We start from the raw sequence: 24,562 nt of genomic DNA, 5'->3' as shown, positions 1-24,562 counted from the left end.
TACATGTACGGTATAAACAAGGCGGATTGGGCGCATTGATCTTGATCAACCAGGGTGACATCTTTGGGAAAATACAATGGAAAAGTCTGAAATATTGAACGTTGTCAGTGATTTTCCGCTCTTTTCAAAGCTCAAGAAAGAGCAGCTTAAAAAGGTCGTGGAGCACGCTGTCGTGACAGTCATCCCGAAGAATGCCGTGTTTTTCAGCGAGGATAAATACGCGCAGGGGATGCATATACTCTTGTACGGCAGGGTGAAGCTGTTCAAGATTTCGGAAGACGGCAAGGAACAGACCATCTTCGTGTTTGGGCCAGGGGAGCCTTTTTGTCTCTGTTCGGTCTTCTCGGATGGCATCCTGCCAGCCAATCTCGGCGCTCTGGAGGACAGCCATGTTCTGGCAATCAGTCCGGTGGGGTTTGAGCAGATGGTGCAGGAAGACCCGACCATTCTGATCAACATGATGCGGGTTATGTCCCGGCGTCTCAAGGAGGCCATGGATATGATCGACTCCCTGTCGCTCAAATCGTTGCCATCGCGGTTGGCGGCCTACCTGTTGAACAGGGAGAAAGACGGCAAGGTGGCCATGAATTTTTCCTACAGAGAGTTGTCCAAAATCGTCGGCGCAACCCCGGAGGCCCTTTCTCGGGCGTTGAAAAAAATGAGCCAGGACGGTCTCATAGAGGTGGATGGCGCTGTAATCCACATACTCGATCCATCCGGGCTCGAACAGTAGGTCTTGATCGTTTCACGTCATTCCCCGGAGTGGGGGTTATTGAATGTTGTGGAATGGGTTGATCATGTCCTTTACCGGTTTTGGCGAGAGCAGGTGGACGTTTTTGACGCCCTTGATCCTGGTGACGATTTCCGTGATCTGACGGGTTGCCTTGTCGGTCAGCACGGTATGCCCATTGGGAACGATCACGCTTACCACGCCGTCCTCGGCTTCCACCATGACTGAAGGGAGTATGTGGATGAGGGCGCTCTGAACCTGTGCGGCCAGATACATGCACTCGACGGCCTTTTGGGATTTCGGTTCTTCGTGGAAGGCCTGCTTTTCGACAGCGTGACAGATGATATCCACGGCATCGTCAATGGAGAGGATGCCAACATGCAGCACCATGTCATATAATCTGCTGTCCCAGGTATCGATGCCATATACCTGCATACCCCATTTGCGGCGTTCGTTGTCGTCCTTTACCAGAATGTTTCGGGCTTCTTCTTCGCTGATGTTTTCCCGATGCATTTCTTCCTTCACCCGGTCATCCATGTCCGCGATAATGCGCAGCTTGAAGACGTGGGGGATGCCTTTGAGGAAATACTGACCGGCAAGGCCGTGATAGACCATGTTTCCCTGTACCGCGTATTGCAACAGGGATTTCCGCAGATGGCAGAGGTAGCGCTCCTTGCCGTGCGAGAACCGTTCAAGCACGGACGGGGCGTCGTGCAATGCCCGGACAAGCTTGACCTCTGGGATATTGAATTCTTTTGAAGTGGCCAGAAGGATGTCCCTTGAAAGACATTGATAGCCCAGCTTGGCAGCGGCTTTTTCAGCGATGATTTTTCCTCTGCTATATGATCCTCGTGAAATTGTTATGATTGCCATGGCGACCTCTCGGATAAGAGTTTTGGTGTATATTGGTGTCTATTGGCTGGCCGCAAGACGCGGTCGGTCGACAAGTAATCAACATACTCCAATGATTTCGTCTTGACCAGCCTGTGTCCATATTTCTCTGTGTGAATGTTGTCACAACATGCGACATCGGTGATGCTTCGGTAACCGTGCGCATCGGCTTGTTTTGCGTTAACAGAAAGGGAGGAGCGAATCGCTCCTCCCTTCTGATAACGTGTATGAACAGTCTGATTGTTCAGGGCTGGATTGCCGGGCAATCAGTTATTTCACTGGTGACGTGAACCAGGTGTTGTTCATGAGCGCCCTTGACTCTGTGGTCAGGGGAATGAGGTCTGTTTTATCAAATAAATCGATGTTGAATTTCCTGTTGAGCGCGGCAAAATGGCGCAGGCCAAACGCGATTTTGTTGAGGTAGGAAAACACCCCGATGGCACCGGTTGGGAACGTGTTCGCTTCACGGCCATACAAGGCCCGCAAGTCTGGTAGATCGGCAAACAGCTCCTCGACGGTAGAGCCGTATCGTGCAAATTTCTCCGGTATGTTGCCGTCCTTGATGGCGTCCCCGATGTTCTTGGCGGTCATGGCGGCAGCCATGGTTGCGCGACATAATCCGATTCCGGTTATGTGGCCGTCGCCATAGGCCAACCCCTTGAAGACATGATCCTCGCTGGCGAATCCGCCGGTCATGACAATGGCCGGAACGGTTGCCCCTGCGGATTTCAACCGTTTACAGATGCGCACCACGGCATCTTCAAGACAGACTGTGGGCAATGACCATTCGTTCATCATTTTGGAGGGGCTGTACCCGGAGCCGCCGCCGGCTCCATCGAATGTGATCATGTCCACCTGCAGGTCACAGGCTATTTTTATCACACGTTCAATGTCGGCCAGATCGTATCCTGCCATCTTGAAGTAGATGTTCTTGGCTCCCCACTCCCGCAGGTCTGCGATGTAGTTGGCAAGGGACTCTTCCGTCCACATGGGCAGCCTGCTGTACGAAGCGAAATTGGGACATACACCCTTGTCATACGCCTCCTGAATCTCCGGGTCGCTCGGGTCGGGGTGCACGATGTTACCGAGGGCTTTCTGCTTGAGGGCGGTTTCCAGATCCTTGATCCGAATGACAGGCTGGGTGCCTTTGGCTGCCTGACCGAATTTGATTTCAATGGCTTCAGCCCCGTATTTGCTGATGACCAGTCGGGGGATTCCCAGCTGAATGTCCTCGATGTTGCATTGCACAACGATCTGTCCATATCCCCTGTCGTATCGGCGAAAACAGTCGAGGGCCTGTTCAAGCAGGGGGCTTTCGGTCGCGATGCCGTTTTCCATCTTCAGATTCGGATCACTGTTTCTGGCATGTTCACCGATAACGCAGGTGACTCCGGCCATGGCTGCACCGGAGAAATAGTCCTGCCAGTTGAGCTTGATCAAGGCAGGCAGCGTGAGGGGCAAGGCCATGGTCACGGGATTGAGCGTGCCATAGGTGCGTTCGAGATTGACGTTGTAAATGGTGGCGTCTTCTGGCGTAGCATCAATCCCTTGCGCGCCGAATACACGGCCATTTATATTGAAGTGCGAGAAATCTATGGGGTAATCCTTTTCCGATGCGATCTGATTATTCCCTGTTGTTGTCGGGTAGACTGTTTGCGACCCCAGTATCGCTGCCTGAGCCAGTTCACAGGTCCCGCCGCATTCTTCGGTGCAGAAGGAACACATGCCGGATTGCGGGGAGAGGTACCGGCTCCGGTTTTTGCCCAAGGTAAACCCAGAACTCAGGGGAGGGGAATAAGACATCGCAAGCTCCTTGCTTTTATCGGATTCATGGTGTTTGAAACAGTAGTGACTTTAATTTGTACTGTAACGAATGTATTGATTCAAAAGTTTTATTGTTTGACAAACAATATTTATCCGAGGGTGCAATGTGGTGTCCGTACATAGGTGATTCACACAAGGCCAAGTATATTGTCATTGCCGATGATCTGGAAACAGGGATTCGCAGTGGCACTGTGCTGCCGGGAGAGAAGCTTCCACCGCAAAGAGAGCTGGCTGAAATGCTCTCCGTCAACCTGACCACGGTTTCACGGGCCTATCGCGAGGCGGAGCGGCGGGGGTTGGTCAAGGGTGTGGTAGGGCGCGGGACATTTGTTTCCGCAGGTGTCACCAAAACCCTGGAGCAGCCAAAGTCCGCCATGTTCAAGGCCGGTGAGATCGAGATGGGAGTGGTGTTTTCCCTGAATCATCTGGAACCGACGCTGGAAGAAGGCCTCTCAAGCGTCTCCTCAAAGCAGGATTTATCCGGGTTCAGGTGCTATAGCGAGCCGGCCGGACTGCCTGATCATCTGGCAATCGGCGCACAGTGGGTGGCGCAGTTCGGGTTTGATGTCGGGAGTGAACGGGTGGTCGCCACGGCAGGGGCGCAACACGCGTTGACGTGCACGTTGATGGCGTGTTTCAAGCCCGGAGACACTATAGCCGTCGACTGCATCACCTATTCCGGTTTGAAGAATCTGGCTGCCATGATGAACATTCGACTGGCGCCCATAGAAATGGACGAGGACGGCATGCGGCCGGAGCGTCTCCGTGCGGCGTGTAAAAGCCACTTGATCAAAGGTCTGTATCTCATGCCTGCCTTTCATAATCCCACCGGAACGACCATGAGCGTCAAACGTCGGCAGGCGTTGCTGCGTATTATTGAAGAGCATCGTTTGCTGCTGATTGAAGACGATCCCTATTATTTTCTCGCGAGTACGATGCAACCGGCCATGTCGTCGTTTGTTCCCGAACAGAGTGTTTTTATCAGCAGTTTCTCAAAGATCCTCCATGCCGGACTGCGAGTGGCTTTCGTGGTGTGCTCGGCAACGCTTCGAGAGCACATGGCCAATGCCGTCTACAATACCATCTGGATGGCTCCGGCATTGAATATGGCCGTTATATGCAATGCCATCGTCGGGGGCGTTGTCGAACAGGTTATCGAGGATAAAATCGCTGAGGCGACGCACCGAAACCATATGGCGTGGGCGATGCTGCCTTTTCTTGAAGACAGGCTCCCCGGAAAGGGGTTTTACCTCTGGTACCAGCTCCCGGAGGCGTGGACAGGATATGCGTTCGAGGCACACGCCCGGAGCAGGGGAGTCAATATCAACTGTGCCGAACAGTTTGCAGTGGGAAGCCCGGACGTCGCCCCCGCCATTCGATTGTGCCTCACGGCAGTTGAAACGAGGCAGGAATTGACACTGGGATTGTCGCACATTGTCGATATCCTGGAGGCAGGGCCGGGGGAATTGTGATTTGCCGATAAAAAAGGCCCCCTGACTCCAATGGAGGCAGGGGACCGGCAATGGTGAGGAGACAATGTCTCCAAGGTGTTCTACCGAGTTTGTTTGGCTGCGGCACCGACGCGCAGGGTCGATGCGTCCTTTTCACCGAGTACCTTGAGCACAAAGTATATGGAGATCAGGATCGCAATGGACAGCCCTATGTATATGAAGTTGTGGCCTTCCGTTATCTGGAAGAACAGGGTTGCGACGGCCCAGGCCATGACTGTGCTGTACAGGGTCATCACAGAGGCATAGAAGCCGCCCATCTCTTGTCGGGCAGCACCGACCACCGCCAGGCAGGGGAAGTACATCAGGACAAAGAGCAGGTAGGCAAAGGCCGAATAGACCGTGAAGTTGGCCGCAATGTGCGTATAGACCGAGGTGCTCGCGCCGATCTCTTCCGTGATCGTCTCACTGTCCTGGGAAATCAGGCTGATGCCGAGGATATCAAAGGAGCTGACCACGCCGACAAGCCCATCGCCAACAGAGGTGAAGGCTTCGGTGACGGAGCCGCCGATGTCCAGTCCGCCTTCCTCTTCTTCCGTTCCGTCTGCGGCGGCTTCATCCTGCATGTCCAGAGAAGAGTAGAGGGAGTTGACGGTGCCTACGATGGCTTCCTTGGCAAACAGGCCGGTGAACAGGGCCACCGATGCGGGCCAGTTTTCTTCCTTGATGCCCATGGGCTCGAAGACCGGGGCAATGCCTTGACCCATGTATGCGAGAATGGAGGTCTGCGAGTCTTCGTTGCCGAACGACATCTCACCGTCATTGATGCCGATGGAGTTGAGCATGCTCAAGACAAACACCGCCATGACGACAATGGTACCAGCACGTCGGATGAAGTGTCTCAGTCGCAACCATGCGCTCTTGAAGACAGCGCCGATGCGCGGGGTGTGGTACAGGGGAAGGTCCATGACAAAGTGCGAGGGGGTGCCTTTGAACAGCGTGTTTTTGAGCATGAGACCGGTAAGGATCGCCATGATCAAGCCGGAAAGATAGATCAGGAAGACGGCCAAACCGGAGTTGGAACCGAACAGCGCAACGCAAAAGAGCGCGTAGACGGGCAGTCGCGCTCCGCACGACATGAAGGGTGCCATGAATATGGTCATGAAACGGTCGCGTTTCGTGGGCAGCGTGCGTGTCGCCATGACAGCCGGGACAGTACAACCGAATCCGACAACCATGGGAATGAAGGCCGAGCCGGGCAAGCCGATCTTGCGCATGAAACGGTCAGCCATGACGCCGACACGGGCCATGTAGCCGAGGTCTTCGAGGATGGCCAGGGCCAGGAACATGAAGAAGACGACAGGGACGAACGTGGCGACTGTTTGAATGCCCGCGCCAAACCCGCCTGATATTATGACATTCAGCCATTCCGGGGCGTGGATCGCATTCAGAAGTGCGCCTGGAATCTCGACAAATAACAGGCCGCCGAGGATGTCGAAGAAGTCGATGAAGACAGAGCCGAGGCCGATGGCGAACCAGAACGTGAGAAACATGGAGACGAGAAATATCGGGATGGCCGCGAAACGGTTGAGCACGATGTTGTCGACTTTGTTGGTGAGATTCTCTTCGCGGTTTTTATTCTCGCTGACAACGGTGTTGTACAGTATGTCAATGTGCGCATATTTGGCGACCGTGTCCAGGACCTCTCCGCGAGTAACATGCGAGTCGTGAGGCGGGACGTCTTCAAGCAGGGCTTCTATCTGTTTTACGGCTTTTGCAACGGACTCCTTGTTAACGGCGACGACAGGAACAACAGGGTGGCCCAGTTGTTTGGCGAGTTTGTCGACATCGACGTCAATCCCTTCATTTTCAGCCACATCAACCATGTTGAGGAGGATGATGATCTGGTTGGTGCGCTCCATCAGGTCGAGTGTCAGATAGAGGTTGCGAGAAAGATTGGTGGCGTCGAGCACATTGAGCGTCAGGTCATATTCTCCGTCCCGAATGACCCGCTCGGCGACTTTTTGGTCTTCCGTGTCAGGACTCAGGTTGTAGGTGCCCGGGAGATCAACCAGTTCGACATCCGTTCCTCCCAGGGGGAAGCTGCCTTCGATTTTTTCAACAGTGACGCCGGGCCAGTTCCCGACTCTCTGCCGGGCGCCGGTCAGGGCGTTGAACAGGGTGGTTTTGCCGCTGTTGGGAACACCGGCAATGGCGATTCTTTCAATTTTATGCATGTTACGCTCCCTCCACGAGCACGTGTTTGGCCTCTGTTTTTCTGAGGGCAACGCGACTCCCACGTATTTGGACTACGATAGGATCTTTCATTGCCACCGGTGCCAGCGAAACCGGTGTCCCCTTCACAAAGCCCATTTTATGCAGTTTTTGCGCATACACGGATGTCTCGGATTCAAACCCGAGCACCTGGTATATGGTTCCCTGACTCATCTCGGCTAGCGGTAGTGTTTTGGACATTGTCACTCCTCTTTAAAGTAAATCGAAATTCTTGATAATGAAGGTGAGATTCATTTTCAATTAGTGACAACTACACACGGTTTACGCCGTGGTCAACAGGTTTTTATTTTGCGACTGGGTGTGAGCTGCAACTGTTGACAAACGAAAAAGAGCGGAATAATAAATGAAAACGATTTTCAATTTCAACAAAATGGAGTCATGCCATGTGCGCAGCGTTGATAGGTAATGTGGATTGGGAGGCGTTGTTTTCGGTCTATGAAGCCAGAGAGAGTGGGGTACAGCTGCATATCCTTTCGGGAGATGTGGAGAATTTTTCTGATACCATTTTAGGTGCTGATTTCATTGTCCTTGTTACGGATAAGACAACGCATAAGGCACGACAGGATGTGTTCAATGTCGTCCGTGATACAGACATTCCCATCTATATGCGTCATTCCTGCGGATTGAATGTGTTTCCTGAATTGATGGGACATTGTGGCGGGAAAACCGAAGAGCGTGGTTGAGCGTATGCTCCGCTACATGCGGGTGCCATTCGTCAGCCTTCGGTTGTTTTGAATATGAAACAAACACAGCTGCGGTGGAATTGTCCGAAGCATGTTTTCGGATGCTTGCGATGTGCAGGTGCGCTGTTGTCTATTCACGATGAAGGCCGGGAAGCAGGCCAGGGCAGGCTTGGCGGAAGCGGGTATACACGTCGCAACACAGTGTTGCCCTGGCCATCGAAGTGGGTGATCCTTGACGTGTTCTCGGAAGGGAAGGCGGTTAGTCCGCAGCCCCTTGCTCAGAGAGCGCTTTGTGGCTTTTTTTATTTGTGTCCAAAGGCGGCTCTGCTGCTGGTTGGATTCCATAGTTGCAGAACATTGATTTGAAACCTCGTTTTAAAAATGAAGTGGGGTCGGACTTGCTGTTGATGGATGTTCGCGTTTTCATAATGGCTCCGTGGGTTGATGATTGCTACTGGTCTATTTGATAGTGAATTTCATTTTCAAGTGCAAGCTAAACTTTTAAAAATGTGAACGGCCTTTTTCATGGATAGAAAGCACTTCATACACGGCTTGTATGGGATGGATCTTTGGCGCAAATGCCACGGCAGATGGTTGCGCGGTGTGATATGTTTTGACTCTTGGCTGACTGAATGACACAGTTCCCGCCGGGCCGTTACTCGTGCCTGGATTTGTATACTAATCGGCTCATGAAGAGGGGGTGACCTGATCGTATCGGCTTCTTCTTTCGTGACCGCGAAATATGGGGAAATCGAATGGATTTTGCGACAATAGCTTCACTGAGAAAATATCTTTCCATCAAACACAGCTCGCCAGGGATGATTACCGTCAAGTTCGCTCTCGCGCTTATGAAGGACCCGCAGGCACTCAAGCTGGCCCAGTCTCCACCAGAAATGCCGGCCGCTGTTACCGAATCCAAGCTGAATCTTTTTTCGCGCACCTTATCTATGCATTACGATGCAACGCAGGTTTCTCCTGCGCTGCTGGAAGAACTCATTACTACTGAGAATGATGACCACGCCGCAGATATCGTCGAGCGGCTGCACACGCAGTTGTCTCTCTGATCCCCCTCTCATGGCCTTTCCGCCATTGCGCGGTATAGAATTCTAGGAAAATGAAGAGGGGGTAGGGGCAATCCCTCTTACGTGTTCATGGGAGCATGGCTATACGTGATTGAGGGCGTTTGGGTCGCATTGGTTGCGTTCTTTGACAAGAGCCATAAGGGAAAGAACGAGAGAGGTGGCAACGCCGATATAGCTGTACATTTTTTGTTCAGTCGTGGCTGCAAGGAGGCCGCAGACCCCGCCAAGAATGATGGCGGTTAACATGACTCGGGTGTTGATGAATCGCTTGCCGTGAGCAAGGATTGCTACTCCCATGGGAGCGACAATGCCGCAAACGTATATATCATTTGCTGCAAGCAGTAATGAAAGAATGGAGCCACCTGAGTTGGCAATGACAAGGGCACCGAGGCCAATGGCTGCCATAAGTAAGCGGCAGCGGACCAGGTTCTTGCCACCTATGAGGTCATGTTCAAGAACTGTGGCGGCAGTAATGAGGCAAGAGTCTGCCGATGAAATGATGGTTGATAGCAGGGCGAAGAGGAGGATGGTTCCGGCCCATCCCGGCATGATCGAGGGAACTACTTGTGTCAGGATTGAATCGGCATTCGTCCCGATAGGGGCAACTCCACGGGCATAAAGGCCAATGCAGACGATGACAACGGCAGAAAGAGCAATGCCAACAGCAGCCATAAGCGCGCCGCGTTTTGCCTGTATTTCGTTTCGGGCGGAAAAGAGGCGACCGAACAGCATGGGGCAGATCACGTAACTGCCACCGACGATGAGCATGAAGTAGCTCCATTTTGAGAGCGGGAAGGTGTCATTCGTAAACTGGAGTGGAAGGTCGGATAAATTGACCGATGAAGCGTTTCCGGTGAAGTACAGGGCAAGCAACAGCCCGATAGCAACCATGACGAACTGCACGACATCACTTTTGAGGATCGAGTGTTGACCACCCAGTGCCGTATAGCCGGAGATGAACACGGCGCTGGCAATGAGTGCTGTCTGGTACTCCATGCCCGAAAGGGAGACGGTGACCTTTGCTGCAGCTATGTACTGGGCGGCAAGGATTGAAGCCCAAGCCGGGATAATGACGAGAGCCATGATTCGACGGGCTGCCGGAGAGATGAATTTTTCAGCCATGTCAGGCAGGGTATACACATTGCTGCTGCGAACTTTGTTGGCAAAAACAACACCGAGTATCAGCAGGCCTACTGCCCCTGAGCCAAGCCACCAGAAAGCGGGGGTGCCAGTGGAATAGGCCAATCCTGTCATGCCGATGGTCGCCGAAGCGCCCACGCAGGAAGCGACAATGGAAACGCTGATGACTGTTCCGCCATATCGGCGTCCGGCAACTGCGAACTCCTCAAAGTCTTTGCGTTTAATGAATTCATAAACGCCAATGGCGATGAAGAGGAGGCAGTATAGTGCAAGGAGTGTCATGGTGTTCTCATTTGTGTAGGTTTTGATTGATGGCTTGGACCACAACAGTGCCAATACGCGCTATTTCTTCTCGGGAAATAATATAGGGGGGCATCACATATATCAGCTTGCCAAACGGCCGCAGCCATACCCCGTTTTCAATAAAGAATTCTTGCAAACGCGGGACATTCACCGGAGCTGTCATCTCTACAACGCCAATGGCTCCCAGGGTGCGTACATCTGCAACGCCGGGCAAGTCGCGGATTGATGAAAACGCTTCATCCAGCCACACTTCAATGGCGCTTACCTGCCCTTGCCAGTCTGAGCGCTCAAGCAAGTCGAGGCTGGCATTGGAAACGGCGCACGCCAAAGGATTTCCCATGAAAGTAGGGCCATGCATGAGAACGCCCCCGTCAGCAGAAATAGTGCGTGCCACAGTATTGGTGGCAAGCGTCGCAGCAAGAGTCATGGTGCCGCCTGACAATGCTTTTCCAACGCACATAATGTCCGGCACAATGTTCGCCCAGTCGCAGGCAAACAGTTTGCCAGTACGTCCGAATCCTGTGGCTATTTCATCAAGGATAAGCAAAATGTTGTGGGTATCTGCTAGGTTACGTAGTTCGCGCAGATACTCAGGGTGATAGAAATACATGCCGCCAGCCCCCTGCACGATCGGCTCGATGATGATAGCTGCCACTTCATGGCTGTGCCTTTCGAGCATATGCGTGATCTCTTTTAGGGAATCGGGGTCGAATGGCTCGTTAAAACGACATTGTGGGCGGGGAGCGAAAAGTTGTTTGGGGAGCAGGTCGGCAAATAAATGGTGCATCCCGCCATCGGGATCGCATACGGACATGGCCCCGCATGTATCACCATGATATCCACCTCGCACGGTAAGCAATCGGGTCCTGGACGGCTGACCGCTTGCTTGCATGTATTGCATAGCCATCTTGATGGCGACCTCGACGCTCACGGAGCCAGAGTCTGCCAAAAACACGTGATCGAGACCCTGTGGTGTCATTTTCACCAGTCTACGGCCGAGTTCCACCGCAGGGTCGTGGGTCAGTCCCCCGAACATGACATGACTCATGCGCCCGATCTGGCTGTGCATGGCCCTTTCAAGTTCTGGATGACCGTATCCATGAATGGCGCACCACCACGAGGCCATGCCGTCAATGAGTTCTGTGCCGTCATCAAGAACGATACGCGTTCCACGGGCAGATCGAACTTTGACCGCCGTTAACGGATTTGTGGCTGAAGTGTATGGATGCCACAAATGGTTTTGGTCGAATGCCAAATCATCGCCCGTTGATGCAGGAACAGCGGATAACTTGTTGAGGGCCTTGGTCAAAAGGCTGATGAGTTGTTCGTCGCGTTCTTTCTGATCTGCGAAGAACGGAATGTTGGCCAGAATTGTAACGTCCCCGTGATGTGCGATGGTCGTGACGTTGTCGGTTCGTAGCGCCGCGTCGTTTTCGCTGGGAGGACTTGTGTTGACCACAACCACTCCTGCCACATTCAGGCCACGATTGCGCACGGTTTCAATGGTCATCAGTGTGTGGTTGATCATGCCGAGCTTGTTGTCAGCCACGATGATAACCGGCAGGAAAAGACGGTGCATGAGGTCGAGGATGGTGTGCGTGTCTGTAAGAGGAACAGCAACGCCACCCGCACCCTCTACAATAATGAGGTCGTGGTTTTTCCCCTTGGTGCGTATTTCTCGAGTCAACTGATCGAGATCCAGATAGTCACCGGCTTTTTCTGCGGCCAGATGGGGAGAGCAGGCCGGAATGAACTTTCGACAACATGTGTCGGGGTAGCCGTTTGGAAAATGCGATGCATTGAGGCGGGCGTATTCTGCCACATCTTCTGCGATCAGCTCTCCGTCTTTTTCCACGCACCCGGTCTGCACTGGTTTGATCGCCAGTGCGTTGTGTCCAGCATCAGCAAGAGTCCGCAGAAGTCCTGCTGTGACATATGTTTTGCCGACACCTGTATCGGTGCCGGTTATAAAGTATCCTTTCATGGCGAGGGGGGCTAAATGGTGACTGGAGCGAACTAATTAACGGTAAACACGGGAGATTGCAAACCTGTGCATCGTAATAATATGCCATGATTTCATGCTGGCTCCTCATACCTCTATGATTGGATGAGTCACTATGTGTTTACAAGCCGCTTATCAAAAGTTCTTGTCAGAGAACGCACGGTAAATGGATTCCAGAATTATCCTTCCGTGGGAAATGGACATGGGGTTGTCCCGTATCGGTCGTTGCGCGGCGCATCTTCGCGCCCTAGGCGGACATTTGCGACAGGCGATTCCGGCGGCTTTGACCCTGCTGGGGCGAATCATGCCAAAAAGAGGAAATCCACGTAACTTGCCGTTTACAAAAGAAAAAGGGTTGTAGCTACTTAGCCACAACCCTTGTTTCATTCTGGTGCCGAAGAGAAGATTCGAACTTCCACGGAGAAACCCCCACATGGTCCTGAACCATGCGTGTCTACCAATTCCACCACTTCGGCACGTTCAGGAAGACGTTCTCTATATAAAATCCAAGCGGTTGGCGAGAACTTTTTTCACTTTTCGGACATTATTTGGAAGCGGGCTGTCTGGTGATGCTCCTGAGCGGTTGTGCGACAGGGGGACTCGTCGGTTTTTATTGTGGAGCTGAGAAGGGGAGAAATTCTTTGTCCCCTTGCGTTTTTCTTTTGTCACGGTTTTAGGAATTTGCGTGACACACTTGAATGAAATGTCGATGTATTCATATATGAAAAGCAATTGCATTGGAAATTATTACGGTTGGAAAATTTAATTTCAGGAGATGGTATGAAACGGATTTGTGCATTTATTCTCGTTTTGGCCCTGATGCTGCCTGCAGGGGCGTTTGCTGCGGACCTGTTCATTGCTCAGGCCGCAAACTTCACCCCGGTAATGAAAGAGATCATTCCCGCCTTTGAAAAGGCCACAGGACTTACCGTTCAGGCAACATATGCCTCTACCGGCAAGCTCTACGGACAGATCATCAGCGATGCTCCGTTCGATGTCTTCCTGGCAGCGGATCAGAAGCGTCCTGACAAGCTGTTCGCCGACGGACTGTCTCAGAAGCCGTTCGTGTATGCCAAGGGACAGGTCGTCCTCTGGTCTCGCGACAAGGCCCTGTGCGCCGAAGATTGGAAAGCGGGCGTGATGAATCCGTCCGCCAAGAAGGTCGCCATCGCCAATACGGAAACCGCACCTTACGGCACCTCTGCCATGAACGCCATGAAGGCCGCTGGTATTTGGGACAAGGCCCAGTCCAAGCTCGTGTTCGGTCAGTCCATTTCTCAGGTCTTCCAGTTTGCCTCCACCGGTGCTGCTGATGCAGGGCTGTGCGCATATTCCTCCGTGTTTACGGAAGAAGGCAAGAAAGGATGCTTTGTTGTCGTCGATCAGGCTCCTCCGGTCATTCAGGCTGCGTGCATACTCAAGTCCGCACCCAATCCTGAAGGCGCAGCCCGTTTCGTCGAGTTTCTTTCCACTCCTGAAGTCCAGGCTCTCAAGCTGAAATACGGGTATAAATAAGCTATGGACTGGACTCCTCTGCTCCTCTCGGCAAAATTGGCCTTTTGGACCATGCTGCTCATTCCCATCCTTGCCTCTCCATTGGCAAGTCTGTTGGCATTCGGAAGATTCAAGGGGAAGAGCTTCCTTGACGCTGTCATTACATTGCCGATGGTCATGCCTCCGACGGTTTTGGGATTCGGGCTGCTCGTGGTCATGGGGCCACGAGGGGTAGCAGGGGGATTGTGGGAAGACCTGACAGGGGGCAGGTTGGTTTTCAGCTTCGCGGGCATCTTGTTCGCATCGTTGATTTTCAATCTGCCCTTTGCGGTACAACCGCTTCGCGCCTCGCTGGAAAAACTGGATCCAAGGCTGCTCGAAAGCGCGGCCATTCTCGGCTTGTCGCCTCTGGAATCCTTTTTTCGGATCGTGCTGCCGAACTGCCTTGGTGGTCTGGCAGCCGCTTCCATTCTCGTATTCGCGCACAGTCTGGGCGAATTCGGCGTCATTCTCATGGTGGGCGGGAGTATTCCCGGCCAGACACAGGTTGCCTCCATCGCCATATTCGAAGCCGTTGAAGCGCTTCGGTTTGATGATGCTTTCAAAATGTCCATGGCGTTGGTGCCAATCTGTTTCGCGGTTCTCATGATAATCAACAAGATCAATGCAAGGCGGTCCTAATGCTCCGTGTAGATGTAACAAAACGGTTGAAGCACTTTGATCTTGAACTGGAATTTTCGTGCGCTCCCGGTACGCTGACAGCCATTGTCGGGCCGTCCGGTGCAGGAAAAACCACGCTGGTCAGGTTGTTGGCCGGGCTGGAAAAGCCGGATACGGGATGTATCACTTTCGGCAAAAACGTTTGGGCCGATGCTGCTGCCCGCATCTTTGTTCCGGCCCGTAAGCGTGGGTTGAGTCTCGTGTTTCAGGATTACACGCTGTTTCCTCATCTCAGCATTCGCAAGAATGTGGCGTTTGCCGCGCCAAACCCGGACAGGGTTGATGAGCTTATGGAGATGTTTGGTATTCGGCATCTTGCATCGAGCAAACCCGCCTCTATTTCTGGTGGTGAACGGCAACGGGCGGCTTTTTGTCAGGCCATAGCCCGTGAGCCTGTGTTGCTCTTGCTCGACGAACCTTTTTCAGCGCTTGATGTCGCGAATCGACGGAACCTGCGCAGCCGTCTCAAGGATTTGAAAAGTGACCTGAATATCCCTATCCTGCATGTGACGCATGATCTGGATGAGGCTGTATTTCTCGGTGATACTGTCCTGGCTGTTGAGCAGGGCTCTCTGTCATCTGATTGGCTACACAAGCAATATGAGCAAAATAATGACGTGGCCCATGACGGCTCGGATTATCGGACCGTTCTTGCGGGAAATTGGGTAATGGACCAGTAGTCTGTTCGGTCAATTGATCAGATCAGATGGTTTGGGCTGTAGCCATTGATATTGTATAAAAGAGGGGGAGCGGGAACGCTCCCCTTCGCTTGTTTGGGACAGGGTGGGTGTGGTTGCGGATAGCAGCTTGAATGCCGCACGGTTGCAGACGTGTTTCATCCAGTCTGTTCTCTGCATCCTTCTTATTTTCTGCCGCGTCCGCCGCCTCTTCCAAAACCTCTTCCGCCCATGCCGCCGCCTTTGCCTTTTCTCTGGCTGCGGCGATTCTGGTTGCAGCATCTGCCTCCGGGCTGGGAGAGCGGATCATCGGCCAGGGACTGGATGATTTTCTCCAGTATCGCGTGCAGTTGGGTCTGTTCTTCCGCATTGAGGCAGGTAAAAAGCCTGTCAGCACTTTCCCGCATATTGTCGAGGTCCGTATTCAAGGCTCCTGCTTTTTCCGTGGCGGAGACGACGAAACTGCGTCTGTCGCGTTCATCCCTGTTACGGGTTACCAGTCCGTTGCGTTCCAACTTCCGAATGATCTCACTCAATGAAGAGGAGCGGACATCCAGTATCTCGAGCAGTACCCCCTGATTGATGGGGCCGCGCTCCTTGATAATGGACAGAACGTGATCCTGGGCGTGGTGGGCACTGTCCCGGCGATGATAGAGGCGGGCCATCGTTCTGCTGGCCCGGCGGAAAAGGCCGGCCAGTTCCACAGGATCAATACGATCATTCTTGTTGGTTTCAGTCATTGTTTATCCTTTATTTGGCGTACATCCGGTGGAGGTAGGCAACACCCTTGCCGCAACCGGGATCTGTGGACGGGCACCTGTTGTCGCACAGGGGGCAAAAGGCCGGGGCCGTGCTCAGGGAGGTGTTTGCGACCGGCGTCTCTGTGCCGGTCGGTGCCTGAGATGTCGGGCTGCGCCTGCACATCCTGCCGCGTGCTTCCACTCCCTGGTGACCATGTCTACCCCCGCGTCCGCCTCCATGTCCATCGTGTCGATTGCCGCCATTTCCACGGCCACCGTGTCCATGGCCCCGACCGAAGCGCTGCTCTTCATTCCGGGCGCTCTGGCCTTGTCTTTGACCATGACCGAGTCCACGGCCGTTTGTGATGCAGCCACCGAGTTCACGGCCTCGACCGGAACGTTGTTCTTCATTTCGGCCGCTCAGGGCTTGTCCCTGACCGCGACCACGTCCGCGTCCGTTAGTGTTGCATCCACCACGTCCATGGCGTCCGCATTCGGTTTCATTTCTGCCCAGTCCTCTGGTGTGTCTGCGTCCTGTGTTCTTGTTTAACATAATTATTACCTGTTCCTTTTTGTTAGTGTGTTATTGTCTGAAGGTACCTTCCTTTCCTGCAATATATAGAGCGGGGTTTTGTGTTGTCAATATAAAAAGGTACCTTCTTATTTTGTTCCGATGGTTTTTTTGATAAAATATTTATTATTCTAGGTTGTTGGTGGTAAATGTTTTTTTGAGTGTTGCGTTTGGAAAAGGGCTGTTCTGGCCGTTTTACGTGAATAGCGATGGAGGTAAGGGAGTTTTTCCTGTGGATTGTTCGGTGATATTGATCTGTTTTTGCTGTTTGCCGCCCTCTTTGCTGTGCAGTCTGATGGAACATGGCAGAAGTCTTCTTTTGCCTTGAGACGATACAAGGCGAACAGGTGGATTGTGTTTGCCGGGGTTTTCAGGGAATCAGTCAATGAGGGGCATTTTGTGTTGGTCGTGCAAACAATCTGTGACAATACCTGAATGTGGATATATGCTTTTTGACATGAAGCCGAAGTTCTTGTACTGTTTCTGTTGGAATTAATGCGTAATGAAAACAAGGGGTTTTTTTGATTCGCTAAGATTCGGGTGTATGGGGTCGCGGCTTTTTTCGTGGTAGGCTGCTGCCATACAGTTCTGGATTTCGCCATTTTTTCGTGCGAGATAAACAGATCAATATCCGATGGCCAAAATGCGATGACTGTTATGTTTTTACCTACAGAATGCTTAATCAGGTCTGCTAATTCACCCATACATGGTCAACCCAGAGTGACCACTCCTTCCGGGCTACGCGATCGCGTTCCCTTGCCATAGATAGTTTTCCATTTCTTTGTTTTTGCCAGCTCCTTCGTTCTGAATGAAGGGGGTCTGTTGTTACATTTATCGGAGAAATCATGGGTACTATCCGCGTCGAAAATTTATACAAAATCTTTGGAGACAAACCTCAAAAAGCGTTGAGGATGCTCCAGGAAGGACAGGACAAACTGACTGTCCTTGAAAAAACCGGCATGACTGTCGGAGTAAACAACGCTTCTTTTACCATCGAAACCGGCGAAATATTTGTCATTATGGGGCTGTCAGGTTCGGGCAAGTCCACTATTGTGCGTATGCTGAACAGGCTTATCGAGCCGACAGCAGGTCGCGTTATTGTCGATGGTCACGATATAACAGCCATGAGCAATAAGGAACTCGTCGATTTTCGGTTGCGCAATATGAGCATGGTCTTTCAGTCTTTCGCCCTGATGCCGCACCAGACGGTGCTGGATAATGCGTCGTTTGGCCTGGAACTGGCCGGTGTAGGCAAGGCCAAGCGTCATGAACGAGCGCGCGAAGCCTTGGCGCAGGTCGGCCTTAACGGGTGGGAAGATCAATTCCCCAAACAGCTTTCCGGCGGTATGCAGCAACGAGTCGGTCTGGCTCGCGGGCTGGCGGTCGACCCGGAGATCCTGCTGATGGACGAGGCGTTTTCCGCATTGGACCCACTTATCCGTACGGAAATGCAGGATGAACTTCTGCATTTGCAGGAAGAGCATCAGCGGACCATTGTTTTTATCTCCCATGACTTGGATGAAGCCCTGCGTATTGGTGATCGTATCGCCATAATGGAAGGCGGAAATGTGGTGCAGGTGGGGACGCCGGATGAAATTCTGCAAAATCCGGCCAGTGATTATGTGCGGGCGTTCTTTCGCGGAGTCGATCCGACCAATGTTATTTCCGCAGGGGATATCGTGCGCGACACGCATCCTACATTGATAATGACCAAGGAAGGCAGCCTGCGTACTGCTCATGAGATTCTCAGTGGCAGTGCACGGGAGCATGGCTATGTTCTTGACGGCAAACGTCGGTTGTTGGGGGTGATTTCATCTGAAGGCATTCAGAATGCCCTGGAGGAAGGCCTCCCCGACAAGCCGCTCAGCCAGGCGTTTATTGATGAAGCCGATCCTGTCAATTTCGATGAGTCCATGCAGGATATCCTGCCCATGGTGGCTTCCAGTCGCTGGCCGGTCCCGGTTGTGGACGCAGATGGCGTCTACAAGGGTGTTGTGTCCAAGAACCGTTTTCTCAGGACGCTGCACAAAACCGAAATCGAAGCCGATGCCGGAGGTGACCAATAATGTTTGATAACTATATTATTCCATTGGATCAGTGGGTTTCCACATTTGTCGAGTGGCTCGTGAATGATTACCGGGATGTCTTTCAAACCTTGAAGTGGCCTGTGGAACAGACGCTCAACGGTCTTGAGACAGGGCTGAATGCCTTGCATCCCGCCATTATTATCGGGGTGGTCTGCCTCGTTGCATGGCGGTTTTCCGGCAAACGGCTGGCGCTGTTTTCGCTGGCATCCATGGTGGTGATCGGCTTCCTTGGTTTGTGGGAAGACACCATGATAACCCTGGCCATGGTGCTCGCATCGGTTTTCTTCTGCGCTGTCGTTGGCATCCCTCTGGGCATCATGTCCGGGCGGAGCAACAAGTTCGAGATGATACTCAGGCCCATACTTGACGCCATGCAGACCACGCCGGCTTTTGTGTATCTGGTGCCTATCGTCATGCTCTTTTCCGTGGGTAATGTGGCCGGTGTTCTGGCAACCATCATTTTTGCGCTGCCGCCTCTGATCCGGCTGACCAGTCTTGGTATTCGCGGTGTGCACCCGGAGCTGGTGGAAGCCGCACAGGCCTTTGGGGCAACCCGGTGGCAGGTGCTCATCAAGGTGCAGATACCGCTGGCCTTGCCAACCATTCTGGCCGGGTTGAACCAAACCATCATGATGGCCTTGTCCATGGTCGTTATCGCGGCCCTTATCGGTGCCGGTGGTCTTGGTTCTCCGGTTATCCTGGGGCTGAACACTCTGGATATCGGACGCGCTGTTGTCGGTGGGCTGGGTATTGTGCTCATGGCAATCATGCTGGACAGGGTAACGCAAGCAATGGCTCAACAAAATAAATGAAAATAGAATCTGAGGAGGTTCAATGAAATTCTTGAAACTGACGCTCGCCGCCATCTGCGCGGTGCTGATCGCGTCCACTGCAATGGCTATGGAAATGAAACCGGGTGAGGGCGTAACGCTGAAACCTGCACGTGCCACCTGGAACACCGGATTTTTTCAGGAAGCTCTGGCCCGTCGCGGTCTGGAAGAACTGGGGTATGAAGTGAAAAAGCCCAAGGATCTGACAAACCCCATCGCATATAACGCCATCGTTATGGGTGACATCGACTACTGGTGCAACGGCAACTTCCCTCTGCACAACCCTCAGCTGCCCAAGAACTTTGATAAGAAGGCCACCATTCTTTCCCCGATCATCAAGGCTGGCGGTATGCAGGGGTATCTGGTCTCCAAAAAGGAAGTGGAAAAATTCGGTATCAAGTCTCTTGATGACTTCAAACGTCCTGAAGTGGTCAAGGCCTTTGACCAGAACGGCGACGGCAAGGCCGATCTGACTGCTTGTCCCGCTGGTTGGGGCTGTGAGAAAGTCATCTCCAGTCATATGAAGATGTACAATCTGAGCGACTACATCAAGCCCAGCAAGGCTGCCTATGAAGCTGGCATGGCTTCTGCTCTGGGTGCATACAAGTCCGGCAAGCCGGTGTTCTTTTACACCTGGACGCCTAACTGGACCGTGTACAAACTCAAGCCCGGCAAGGATGTGATGTGGATCAACGTGCCCGCCGAAGGCGATGAAACAGGCGAGGTCTCCGGCATCGAAGGTGCTGTTTCCGATCCCCTGCGTCCCGGTTTCGTGGTGTACGACATCGCTGTCGTAGCCAACAAGAAATTCCTGGCTGCAAATCCCGCTGCTGCAACGTTCCTGGAGAACTTCACATTGCCGCTGGCAGATGTGAGTGAACAGAACACCCGCATGAACGAAGGCGAGAAGTCCGACAAGGACATTGCCAAGCATGTAGACGAATGGATTACGAAGAATCAGGATACGTGGAACGGTTGGTTGGACGCTGCTCGTAAAGCCGTCCAATAAAACCTCTCTTTATCAGTCAAAGGCCCTTCGGATTTTTCCGAAGGGCCTTTTTTTTTGCCAGGGTATGGTTGGTTTCAACGGCATTGTGTGGAAGAGGGCTGTCGAGGGTGTAGGTAACTGAATATAATCACAGGCTAAATGTGTTTTTTGTGTCAATGAAGCTATCTTTATGTGTACTCTGCTAGGAAAAAACGGTGTTCTGTGTTAATTTCGAACCTAATTTGTTTATTTTCGAGACTCCGGGATGTGCAGTCAAGATAACGAGTATACCCTTGAAGGAGAGTATCTATGTCTAATGATAAGAAAACACTGACGAGTGCGTTTGGTTGTCCTGTCGGAAACGATCTGAACACCGCTACTGCCGGTCCCCGTGGGCCTGCATTGATGCAGGATGTGCATTTACTCGAAAAATTGGCCCACTTTGATAGGGAACGTATTCCTGAACGTGTGGTTCACGCCAAGGGAGCCGGTGCTTACGGGTATTTCGAGGTCACCGCTGATGTTACGCAGTACACACGGGCCGCCTTTTTGTCGGAAGTGGGCAAGAAGACAGACGTGTTTGCTCGTTTTTCCACCGTGGGTGGAGAAAAGGGCAGCGCGGATGCCGAGCGCGACCCCAGAGGGTTTGCCATCAAGTTTTATACGGAAGAGGGCAACTATGACATGACCGGCAACAATACTCCGGTCTTCTTTATCCGTGATCCCCTCAAGTTCCCCGATTTCATTCATACGCAGAAACGTGACCCTGCCACCAATCTCAAGAGCCCGACAATGGCCTGGGATTTCTGGTCGCTCACCCCCGAATCCTTGCATCAGGTGACCATTCTCTTTTCCGATCGCGGCACTCCGGCAAATTATCGTCACATGAACGGATATTCGAGCCATACCTACAAGTGGTATAATGAGAAGAATGAATATTACTGGGTGCAGTACCATTTTAAAACAGATCAGGGCATCAGGAATTTCTCTGGGCCGGAAGCGGCAGACATGTGTGGCAAGGACCCGGACCATGCAACCCGCGATCTTTATGACGCCATCGAAGCTGGCGAGTATCCCTCATGGACGCTCGAAATGCAGATTCTCAGCCCGGAACAGGCCACGGATTTTGGTTGGGATATCTTTGACATCACCAAGGTCTGGCCGCACAAGGAAGTCCCACCCATCACAGTGGGTAAGCTTGTGCTGAACAAGAATCCTGAAAACTACTTTGCTGAAGTCGAGCAGGCGGCCTTCAATCCGAGCAATCTGGTTCCAGGTATAGGCGTGTCTCCTGACAAGATGCTGCAGGGGCGGCTGTTCTCCTACCACGATACGCATCTGCACCGTCTTGGGCCGAACTATCATCTCATTCCGGTCAATCAGCCCAAGAATGCGCCGGAAAACAGCTATCAGCGCGATGGAGCAATGCGCGTGGATGGCAACGGCGGCGGTGGCCCGAACTACTGGCCGAACAGTTTTGACGGGCCAAGCCCGGACGGTGTGTCTGTCGAGCCTGAGATCCCTCTTGAAGGAACCGGAGGACGGCACGAGTACGGGCATCCGAACAATGATTTCGTGCAACCCGGTAATCTGTATCGCACCGTTATGACCGATCAGGATCGCACGCATCTGATCAACAACATTGTCGGGAGCATGGGAAGTGTGCCTGCGCCCATACAACTGCGGCAGTGCGCGCTCTTTTATCTGGCTGACAAAGAGTATGGAACACGGGTTGCCGAAGGACTCGGGCTTGATGTGTCCACGGTCGAAAAGCTGGCTTCCATGTCACAGGATGAACGGGTAAGTGAAACCGTGGTCGAATAGGCCGAGGTTATAGAATTGAATGAAAAAAGCCGCTTGTGAAAGCGGCTTTTTTTTGAAGAAAAGTGCACGCGACAATATGGGGTTTCGCCCGAATTATTGTGACTTGTTGTCATGAACTTTTTGGGACAGTGCATGCAGTCGATGTCTGCCTGGAATGAAGAAGACCAGTGGCACCTATTCGTCTGCCCGGCATCCAATCCGGGCGCAGGTTTGCGTCTCGAACAAAACTGACTAATATTGCTTGTTGTTTAAAGTCAACGATCGACTCGGAGTTCTGGACGAAAAGGGGATGGAAGGGCGTTTTTCAGGAGAGTCTTTTAGAAAGGTTCCTGAATATACCGTTTTTTTGTACTGCTGGGCGAGTGTGGTCGGGAAAGAAAAACAAGTCTACGGTCGCGGTTTACCAAAGAAAAAGGGTTGTAGCCATTGAGCTACAACCCTTGTTCTTTACTGGTGCCGAAGAGAAGATTCGAACTTCCACGGAGAAACCCCCACATGGTCCTGAACCATGCGTGTCTACCAATTCCACCACTTCGGCACGTTCAGGGAGACAGATTTATATAGAGGGGCAAGGACGTTTGCAAGCGTTTTTTTTAAAAAGTTTGGAATTGATGGGTGAATCATGGCATTGCATGTCGATCTGCTTGAATTACCCCCCAAAACTCACTACTCTTTCCGGCACAAATGGGAGGAGTGATGGAGAATTTTTTGCTGTTGGGCATCTGCTTTTTCTTGGGCATTGTCTTGCGGGTTTGCGGTGTCGTCGACACAAAAGGGGCTGCCGCACTCAATGCGGTCATCATAAACATGTCGCTTCCGGCCCTGGCGCTGCTCTACGCACATTCTCTTCCCTTGGGGCCGGAGTTGGTTTTGCCCGCAGCCATGGCCTGGATCGTGTTCGGTGTGGGCTATCTTTTTTTTGCATTCGCCGGAAAATTGATGGGACTGGACAAGCAGACCCTGGTCTGTCTGGCGTTGACCGGGGGGCTGGGCAATACCTCCTTTGTGGGGTTGCCGATGATCGAGGCGTTCTTTGGTCCTGAATATCTGGGCGTGGGGATGCTGTGCGATACGGCAGGTTCTTTCATGGTGCTGGCTATCCCCGGCATTATTCTGGCGGCCAATATCTCCGGTCAGAAGATTGAAAGGGCCGCGCTGGCCAAAAAAATTCTTCTCTTCCCACCGCTTATTGCCATTGTGCTCGGATTTGCCTTGCAGCCGATTCCGTATCCGGACTGGTTCTCCAGTACGTTGTCTCGTCTGGGAGCAACGCTGAGTCCGCTGGCTCTGCTGTCTGTGGGCGTGACGTTGCAGCTCAGCGCCATCCGGGGCAACCTGCGCGAGTTGACACTGGGGCTGACGTACAAGATGGTTATCGCGCCTGCCATTATAGCTATTCTATATATATGGGTGTTGGGCCAGACGGACATCATCGCCCGGGTGACAGTCTTCGAGTCCACAATGGGCCCCATGGTTACCGGTGGTATTATCGCCATGACCTATGGAGCGCGCCCCTCTTTGGCCACCAGCATGCTTGGAATAGGTATTCCCTTGTCTTTTCTGACTATCCCGGTCTGGTATAACATTATAATGGCTATGTGAGTCCATTCTCCGCTTGCATCCTGTCAGGAAAATTGTTCTTCTAAGGATGAACAATATTCTTATGGAGATAATTGATGGGAAACGGAACCAAGTTATATAAGCAGGTTGAACAGAAAGACCTCCCTGCCTTTTTTCGCGAACTGGCTGACGCCCTTGAGAAGGGGGGCACTGACGAGTTGGCCTGCGTGGACGATTTTAAGAAGTTCAAGGTCAGCGGTGTTGCCGAATACGGGCAGGTCAGACTCAAGATGAAGTTCAAGACCGAGCAGGAATGTGCATCGCCCTTTGCTGATGAAGGAGAGCCCGGGGCACCCCTCAAGCCGCGCTACAAGGACCTCAAGCAGCACATGAAGTCGAGCTTTCGCATGCTGGTCAAAATGATTCATGATGGAGAGACGCCTCCAAAGGAAGCTGTAGATTCCTTTTTGCAGGATTCGGAACTCATGGTTTCCTATACAGGGTATGGAGACGAGTTTTATGAGACATATATCAAGGCGTGTGAGGCATTCAAGGCGGCCTATGACGCCGGGGATATGGCGCAGATGCATACGACTATAGATGTGTTGGTCCATGAAAAGGGCCGGTGCCATGCCAAATTTGCCTGAGGCTGTTCACTGAACCGTAGCCACGG

At 52.5% G+C, this 24,562-nt stretch carries 22 protein-coding genes and 2 tRNA genes; 14 read left to right on the top strand and 10 right to left on the bottom strand.

The genetic code is table 11. The features are described 5' to 3' along the window. The first annotated feature begins 76 nt into the window (after positions 1 to 76). Positions 77 to 733 carry a Crp/Fnr family transcriptional regulator gene (locus tag SRBAKS_RS05195; protein ID WP_229594348.1) on the top strand — a complete coding sequence of 219 codons (657 nt, stop codon included), beginning with the start codon at positions 77 to 79 and terminating at the stop codon, positions 731 to 733. A 36-nt stretch (positions 734 to 769) separates the two neighbouring features. Here SRBAKS_RS05195 and SRBAKS_RS05190 read toward each other — a convergent pair whose 3' ends face one another. Then, positions 770 to 1,603, bottom strand: a complete 834-nt coding sequence (locus SRBAKS_RS05190) for a cytidylate kinase-like family protein (RefSeq protein WP_229594346.1) — start codon at positions 1,601 to 1,603, stop codon at positions 770 to 772. A gap of 288 nt (positions 1,604 to 1,891) precedes the next feature. Continuing rightward, positions 1,892 to 3,424, bottom strand: a complete 1,533-nt coding sequence (locus SRBAKS_RS05185; RefSeq protein ID WP_229594344.1) for a glutamate synthase-related protein — start codon at positions 3,422 to 3,424, stop codon at positions 1,892 to 1,894. Between the two features lie 125 nt (positions 3,425 to 3,549). Here SRBAKS_RS05185 and SRBAKS_RS05180 point away from each other — a divergent pair, with 125 nt between their 5' ends. After that, on the top strand, positions 3,550 to 4,917 hold the full coding sequence (locus SRBAKS_RS05180; protein ID WP_229594342.1) for an aminotransferase-like domain-containing protein: 1,368 nt from the start codon (positions 3,550 to 3,552) through the stop codon (positions 4,915 to 4,917). A gap of 80 nt (positions 4,918 to 4,997) precedes the next feature. On the opposite strand, the gene feoB is transcribed toward SRBAKS_RS05180, so the two are convergent. Both feoB and SRBAKS_RS05170 read right to left on the bottom strand, forming a co-directional pair. Next, complete coding sequence (gene feoB, locus SRBAKS_RS05175; RefSeq protein WP_229594340.1) at positions 4,998 to 7,130, bottom strand: ferrous iron transport protein B; 2,133 nt, start codon at positions 7,128 to 7,130, stop codon at positions 4,998 to 5,000. 1 nt (position 7,131) lies between these two features. After that, complete coding sequence (locus SRBAKS_RS05170; protein WP_229594338.1) at positions 7,132 to 7,368, bottom strand: FeoA family protein; 237 nt, start codon at positions 7,366 to 7,368, stop codon at positions 7,132 to 7,134. A gap of 203 nt (positions 7,369 to 7,571) precedes the next feature. Between SRBAKS_RS05170 and SRBAKS_RS05165 the strand changes: the two genes are divergently transcribed. Then, a complete protein-coding gene (locus SRBAKS_RS05165) occupies positions 7,572 to 7,871 on the top strand; it encodes a DUF2325 domain-containing protein (RefSeq protein ID WP_229594336.1) in 300 nt (99 codons plus the stop codon). Between the two features lie 755 nt (positions 7,872 to 8,626). Beyond that, positions 8,627 to 8,935: a hypothetical protein gene (locus SRBAKS_RS05160; protein WP_229594334.1), complete on the top strand. Its 309-nt coding sequence runs from the start codon at positions 8,627 to 8,629 to the stop codon at positions 8,933 to 8,935. 99 nt (positions 8,936 to 9,034) lie between these two features. Here the strand turns inward: SRBAKS_RS05160 and SRBAKS_RS05155 are convergent, their stop codons facing one another. The 3 genes from SRBAKS_RS05155 to SRBAKS_RS05145 form a co-directional block, all read right to left on the bottom strand. Beyond that, the gene (locus tag SRBAKS_RS05155; RefSeq protein ID WP_229594332.1) at positions 9,035 to 10,375 is read right to left on the bottom strand and encodes a sodium:solute symporter family protein; all 1,341 of its coding nucleotides are present in this window, start codon (positions 10,373 to 10,375) and stop codon (positions 9,035 to 9,037) included. A 7-nt stretch (positions 10,376 to 10,382) separates the two neighbouring features. Further along, positions 10,383 to 12,380 carry an adenosylmethionine--8-amino-7-oxononanoate transaminase gene (gene bioA / locus SRBAKS_RS05150; RefSeq protein ID WP_229594330.1) on the bottom strand — a complete coding sequence of 666 codons (1,998 nt, stop codon included), beginning with the start codon at positions 12,378 to 12,380 and terminating at the stop codon, positions 10,383 to 10,385. Positions 12,381 to 12,787: 407 nt separating this feature from the next. Then, positions 12,788 to 12,874 (bottom strand) — tRNA-Leu (locus SRBAKS_RS05145). Positions 12,875 to 13,178: 304 nt separating this feature from the next. On the opposite strand from SRBAKS_RS05145, the gene modA reads away from it, so the two are divergent. Genes modA through SRBAKS_RS05130 form a run of 3 tightly spaced genes read left to right on the top strand, consistent with a single transcriptional unit; the run spans position 13,179 to position 15,292 of the window. Next, positions 13,179 to 13,913 (top strand): molybdate ABC transporter substrate-binding protein, encoded by a 735-nt coding sequence (gene modA, locus SRBAKS_RS05140; protein ID WP_229594328.1) that lies wholly within the window; start codon positions 13,179 to 13,181, stop codon positions 13,911 to 13,913. A gap of 3 nt (positions 13,914 to 13,916) precedes the next feature. Next, positions 13,917 to 14,573 carry a molybdate ABC transporter permease subunit gene (modB, locus tag SRBAKS_RS05135; protein ID WP_229594326.1) on the top strand — a complete coding sequence of 219 codons (657 nt, stop codon included), beginning with the start codon at positions 13,917 to 13,919 and terminating at the stop codon, positions 14,571 to 14,573. Beyond that, positions 14,573 to 15,292, top strand: coding sequence for an ATP-binding cassette domain-containing protein (locus SRBAKS_RS05130; protein WP_229594324.1), 720 nt, complete (start codon positions 14,573 to 14,575; stop codon positions 15,290 to 15,292). Before modB ends, SRBAKS_RS05130 begins: the two co-directional genes overlap by 1 nt. Positions 15,293 to 15,474: 182 nt before the next feature. Here the strand turns inward: SRBAKS_RS05130 and SRBAKS_RS05125 are convergent, their stop codons facing one another. Beyond that, positions 15,475 to 16,029 carry a MarR family winged helix-turn-helix transcriptional regulator gene (locus SRBAKS_RS05125; protein ID WP_229594322.1) on the bottom strand — a complete coding sequence of 185 codons (555 nt, stop codon included), beginning with the start codon at positions 16,027 to 16,029 and terminating at the stop codon, positions 15,475 to 15,477. Positions 16,030 to 16,243: 214 nt separating this feature from the next. Here SRBAKS_RS05125 and SRBAKS_RS05120 point away from each other — a divergent pair, with 214 nt between their 5' ends. Further along, complete coding sequence (locus SRBAKS_RS05120) at positions 16,244 to 16,579, top strand: hypothetical protein (RefSeq protein ID WP_229594320.1); 336 nt, start codon at positions 16,244 to 16,246, stop codon at positions 16,577 to 16,579. Between the two features lie 152 nt (positions 16,580 to 16,731). Here the strand turns inward: SRBAKS_RS05120 and SRBAKS_RS05115 are convergent, their stop codons facing one another. Continuing rightward, entirely contained in the window at positions 16,732 to 17,304 is a 573-nt protein-coding gene (locus SRBAKS_RS05115; RefSeq protein ID WP_229594318.1) for a hypothetical protein, read from the bottom strand. Between the two features lie 141 nt (positions 17,305 to 17,445). Here SRBAKS_RS05115 and proV point away from each other — a divergent pair, with 141 nt between their 5' ends. The 4 genes from proV (at position 17,446) to SRBAKS_RS05095 (ending at position 22,329) form a co-directional block, all read left to right on the top strand. Next, positions 17,446 to 18,666, top strand: a complete 1,221-nt coding sequence (gene proV, locus SRBAKS_RS05110; protein WP_249778709.1) for a glycine betaine/L-proline ABC transporter ATP-binding protein ProV — start codon at positions 17,446 to 17,448, stop codon at positions 18,664 to 18,666. Then, a complete protein-coding gene (locus tag SRBAKS_RS05105; RefSeq protein WP_229594316.1) occupies positions 18,666 to 19,499 on the top strand; it encodes an ABC transporter permease in 834 nt (277 codons plus the stop codon). The genes proV and SRBAKS_RS05105 overlap by 1 nt, the downstream gene beginning before the upstream one ends. Before the next feature lie 22 nt (positions 19,500 to 19,521). Next, positions 19,522 to 20,526: a glycine betaine/L-proline ABC transporter substrate-binding protein ProX gene (gene proX / locus SRBAKS_RS05100; RefSeq protein WP_229594314.1), complete on the top strand. Its 1,005-nt coding sequence runs from the start codon at positions 19,522 to 19,524 to the stop codon at positions 20,524 to 20,526. Between the two features lie 288 nt (positions 20,527 to 20,814). Then, positions 20,815 to 22,329 carry a catalase gene (locus tag SRBAKS_RS05095; protein ID WP_229594312.1) on the top strand — a complete coding sequence of 505 codons (1,515 nt, stop codon included), beginning with the start codon at positions 20,815 to 20,817 and terminating at the stop codon, positions 22,327 to 22,329. A 451-nt stretch (positions 22,330 to 22,780) separates the two neighbouring features. On the opposite strand, the gene SRBAKS_RS05090 is transcribed toward SRBAKS_RS05095, so the two are convergent. Continuing rightward, positions 22,781 to 22,867 (bottom strand) — tRNA-Leu (locus SRBAKS_RS05090). A gap of 158 nt (positions 22,868 to 23,025) precedes the next feature. On the opposite strand from SRBAKS_RS05090, the gene SRBAKS_RS05085 reads away from it, so the two are divergent. Beyond that, the gene (locus tag SRBAKS_RS05085) at positions 23,026 to 23,931 is read left to right on the top strand and encodes an AEC family transporter (RefSeq protein ID WP_229594310.1); all 906 of its coding nucleotides are present in this window, start codon (positions 23,026 to 23,028) and stop codon (positions 23,929 to 23,931) included. 74 nt (positions 23,932 to 24,005) lie between these two features. Continuing rightward, the gene (locus SRBAKS_RS05080) at positions 24,006 to 24,536 is read left to right on the top strand and encodes a GAK system XXXCH domain-containing protein (protein WP_229594308.1); all 531 of its coding nucleotides are present in this window, start codon (positions 24,006 to 24,008) and stop codon (positions 24,534 to 24,536) included. Positions 24,537 to 24,562: the final 26 nt, after the last annotated feature.

Origin of the sequence: Pseudodesulfovibrio sediminis (genome assembly GCF_020886695.1) — a bacterium.
GTDB lineage: Bacteria > Desulfobacterota > Desulfovibrionia > Desulfovibrionales > Desulfovibrionaceae > Pseudodesulfovibrio > Pseudodesulfovibrio sediminis.
The sequence above is the reverse complement of the archived record's forward strand: the minus strand, read 5'-3'. Positions and strand labels throughout refer to the sequence as shown.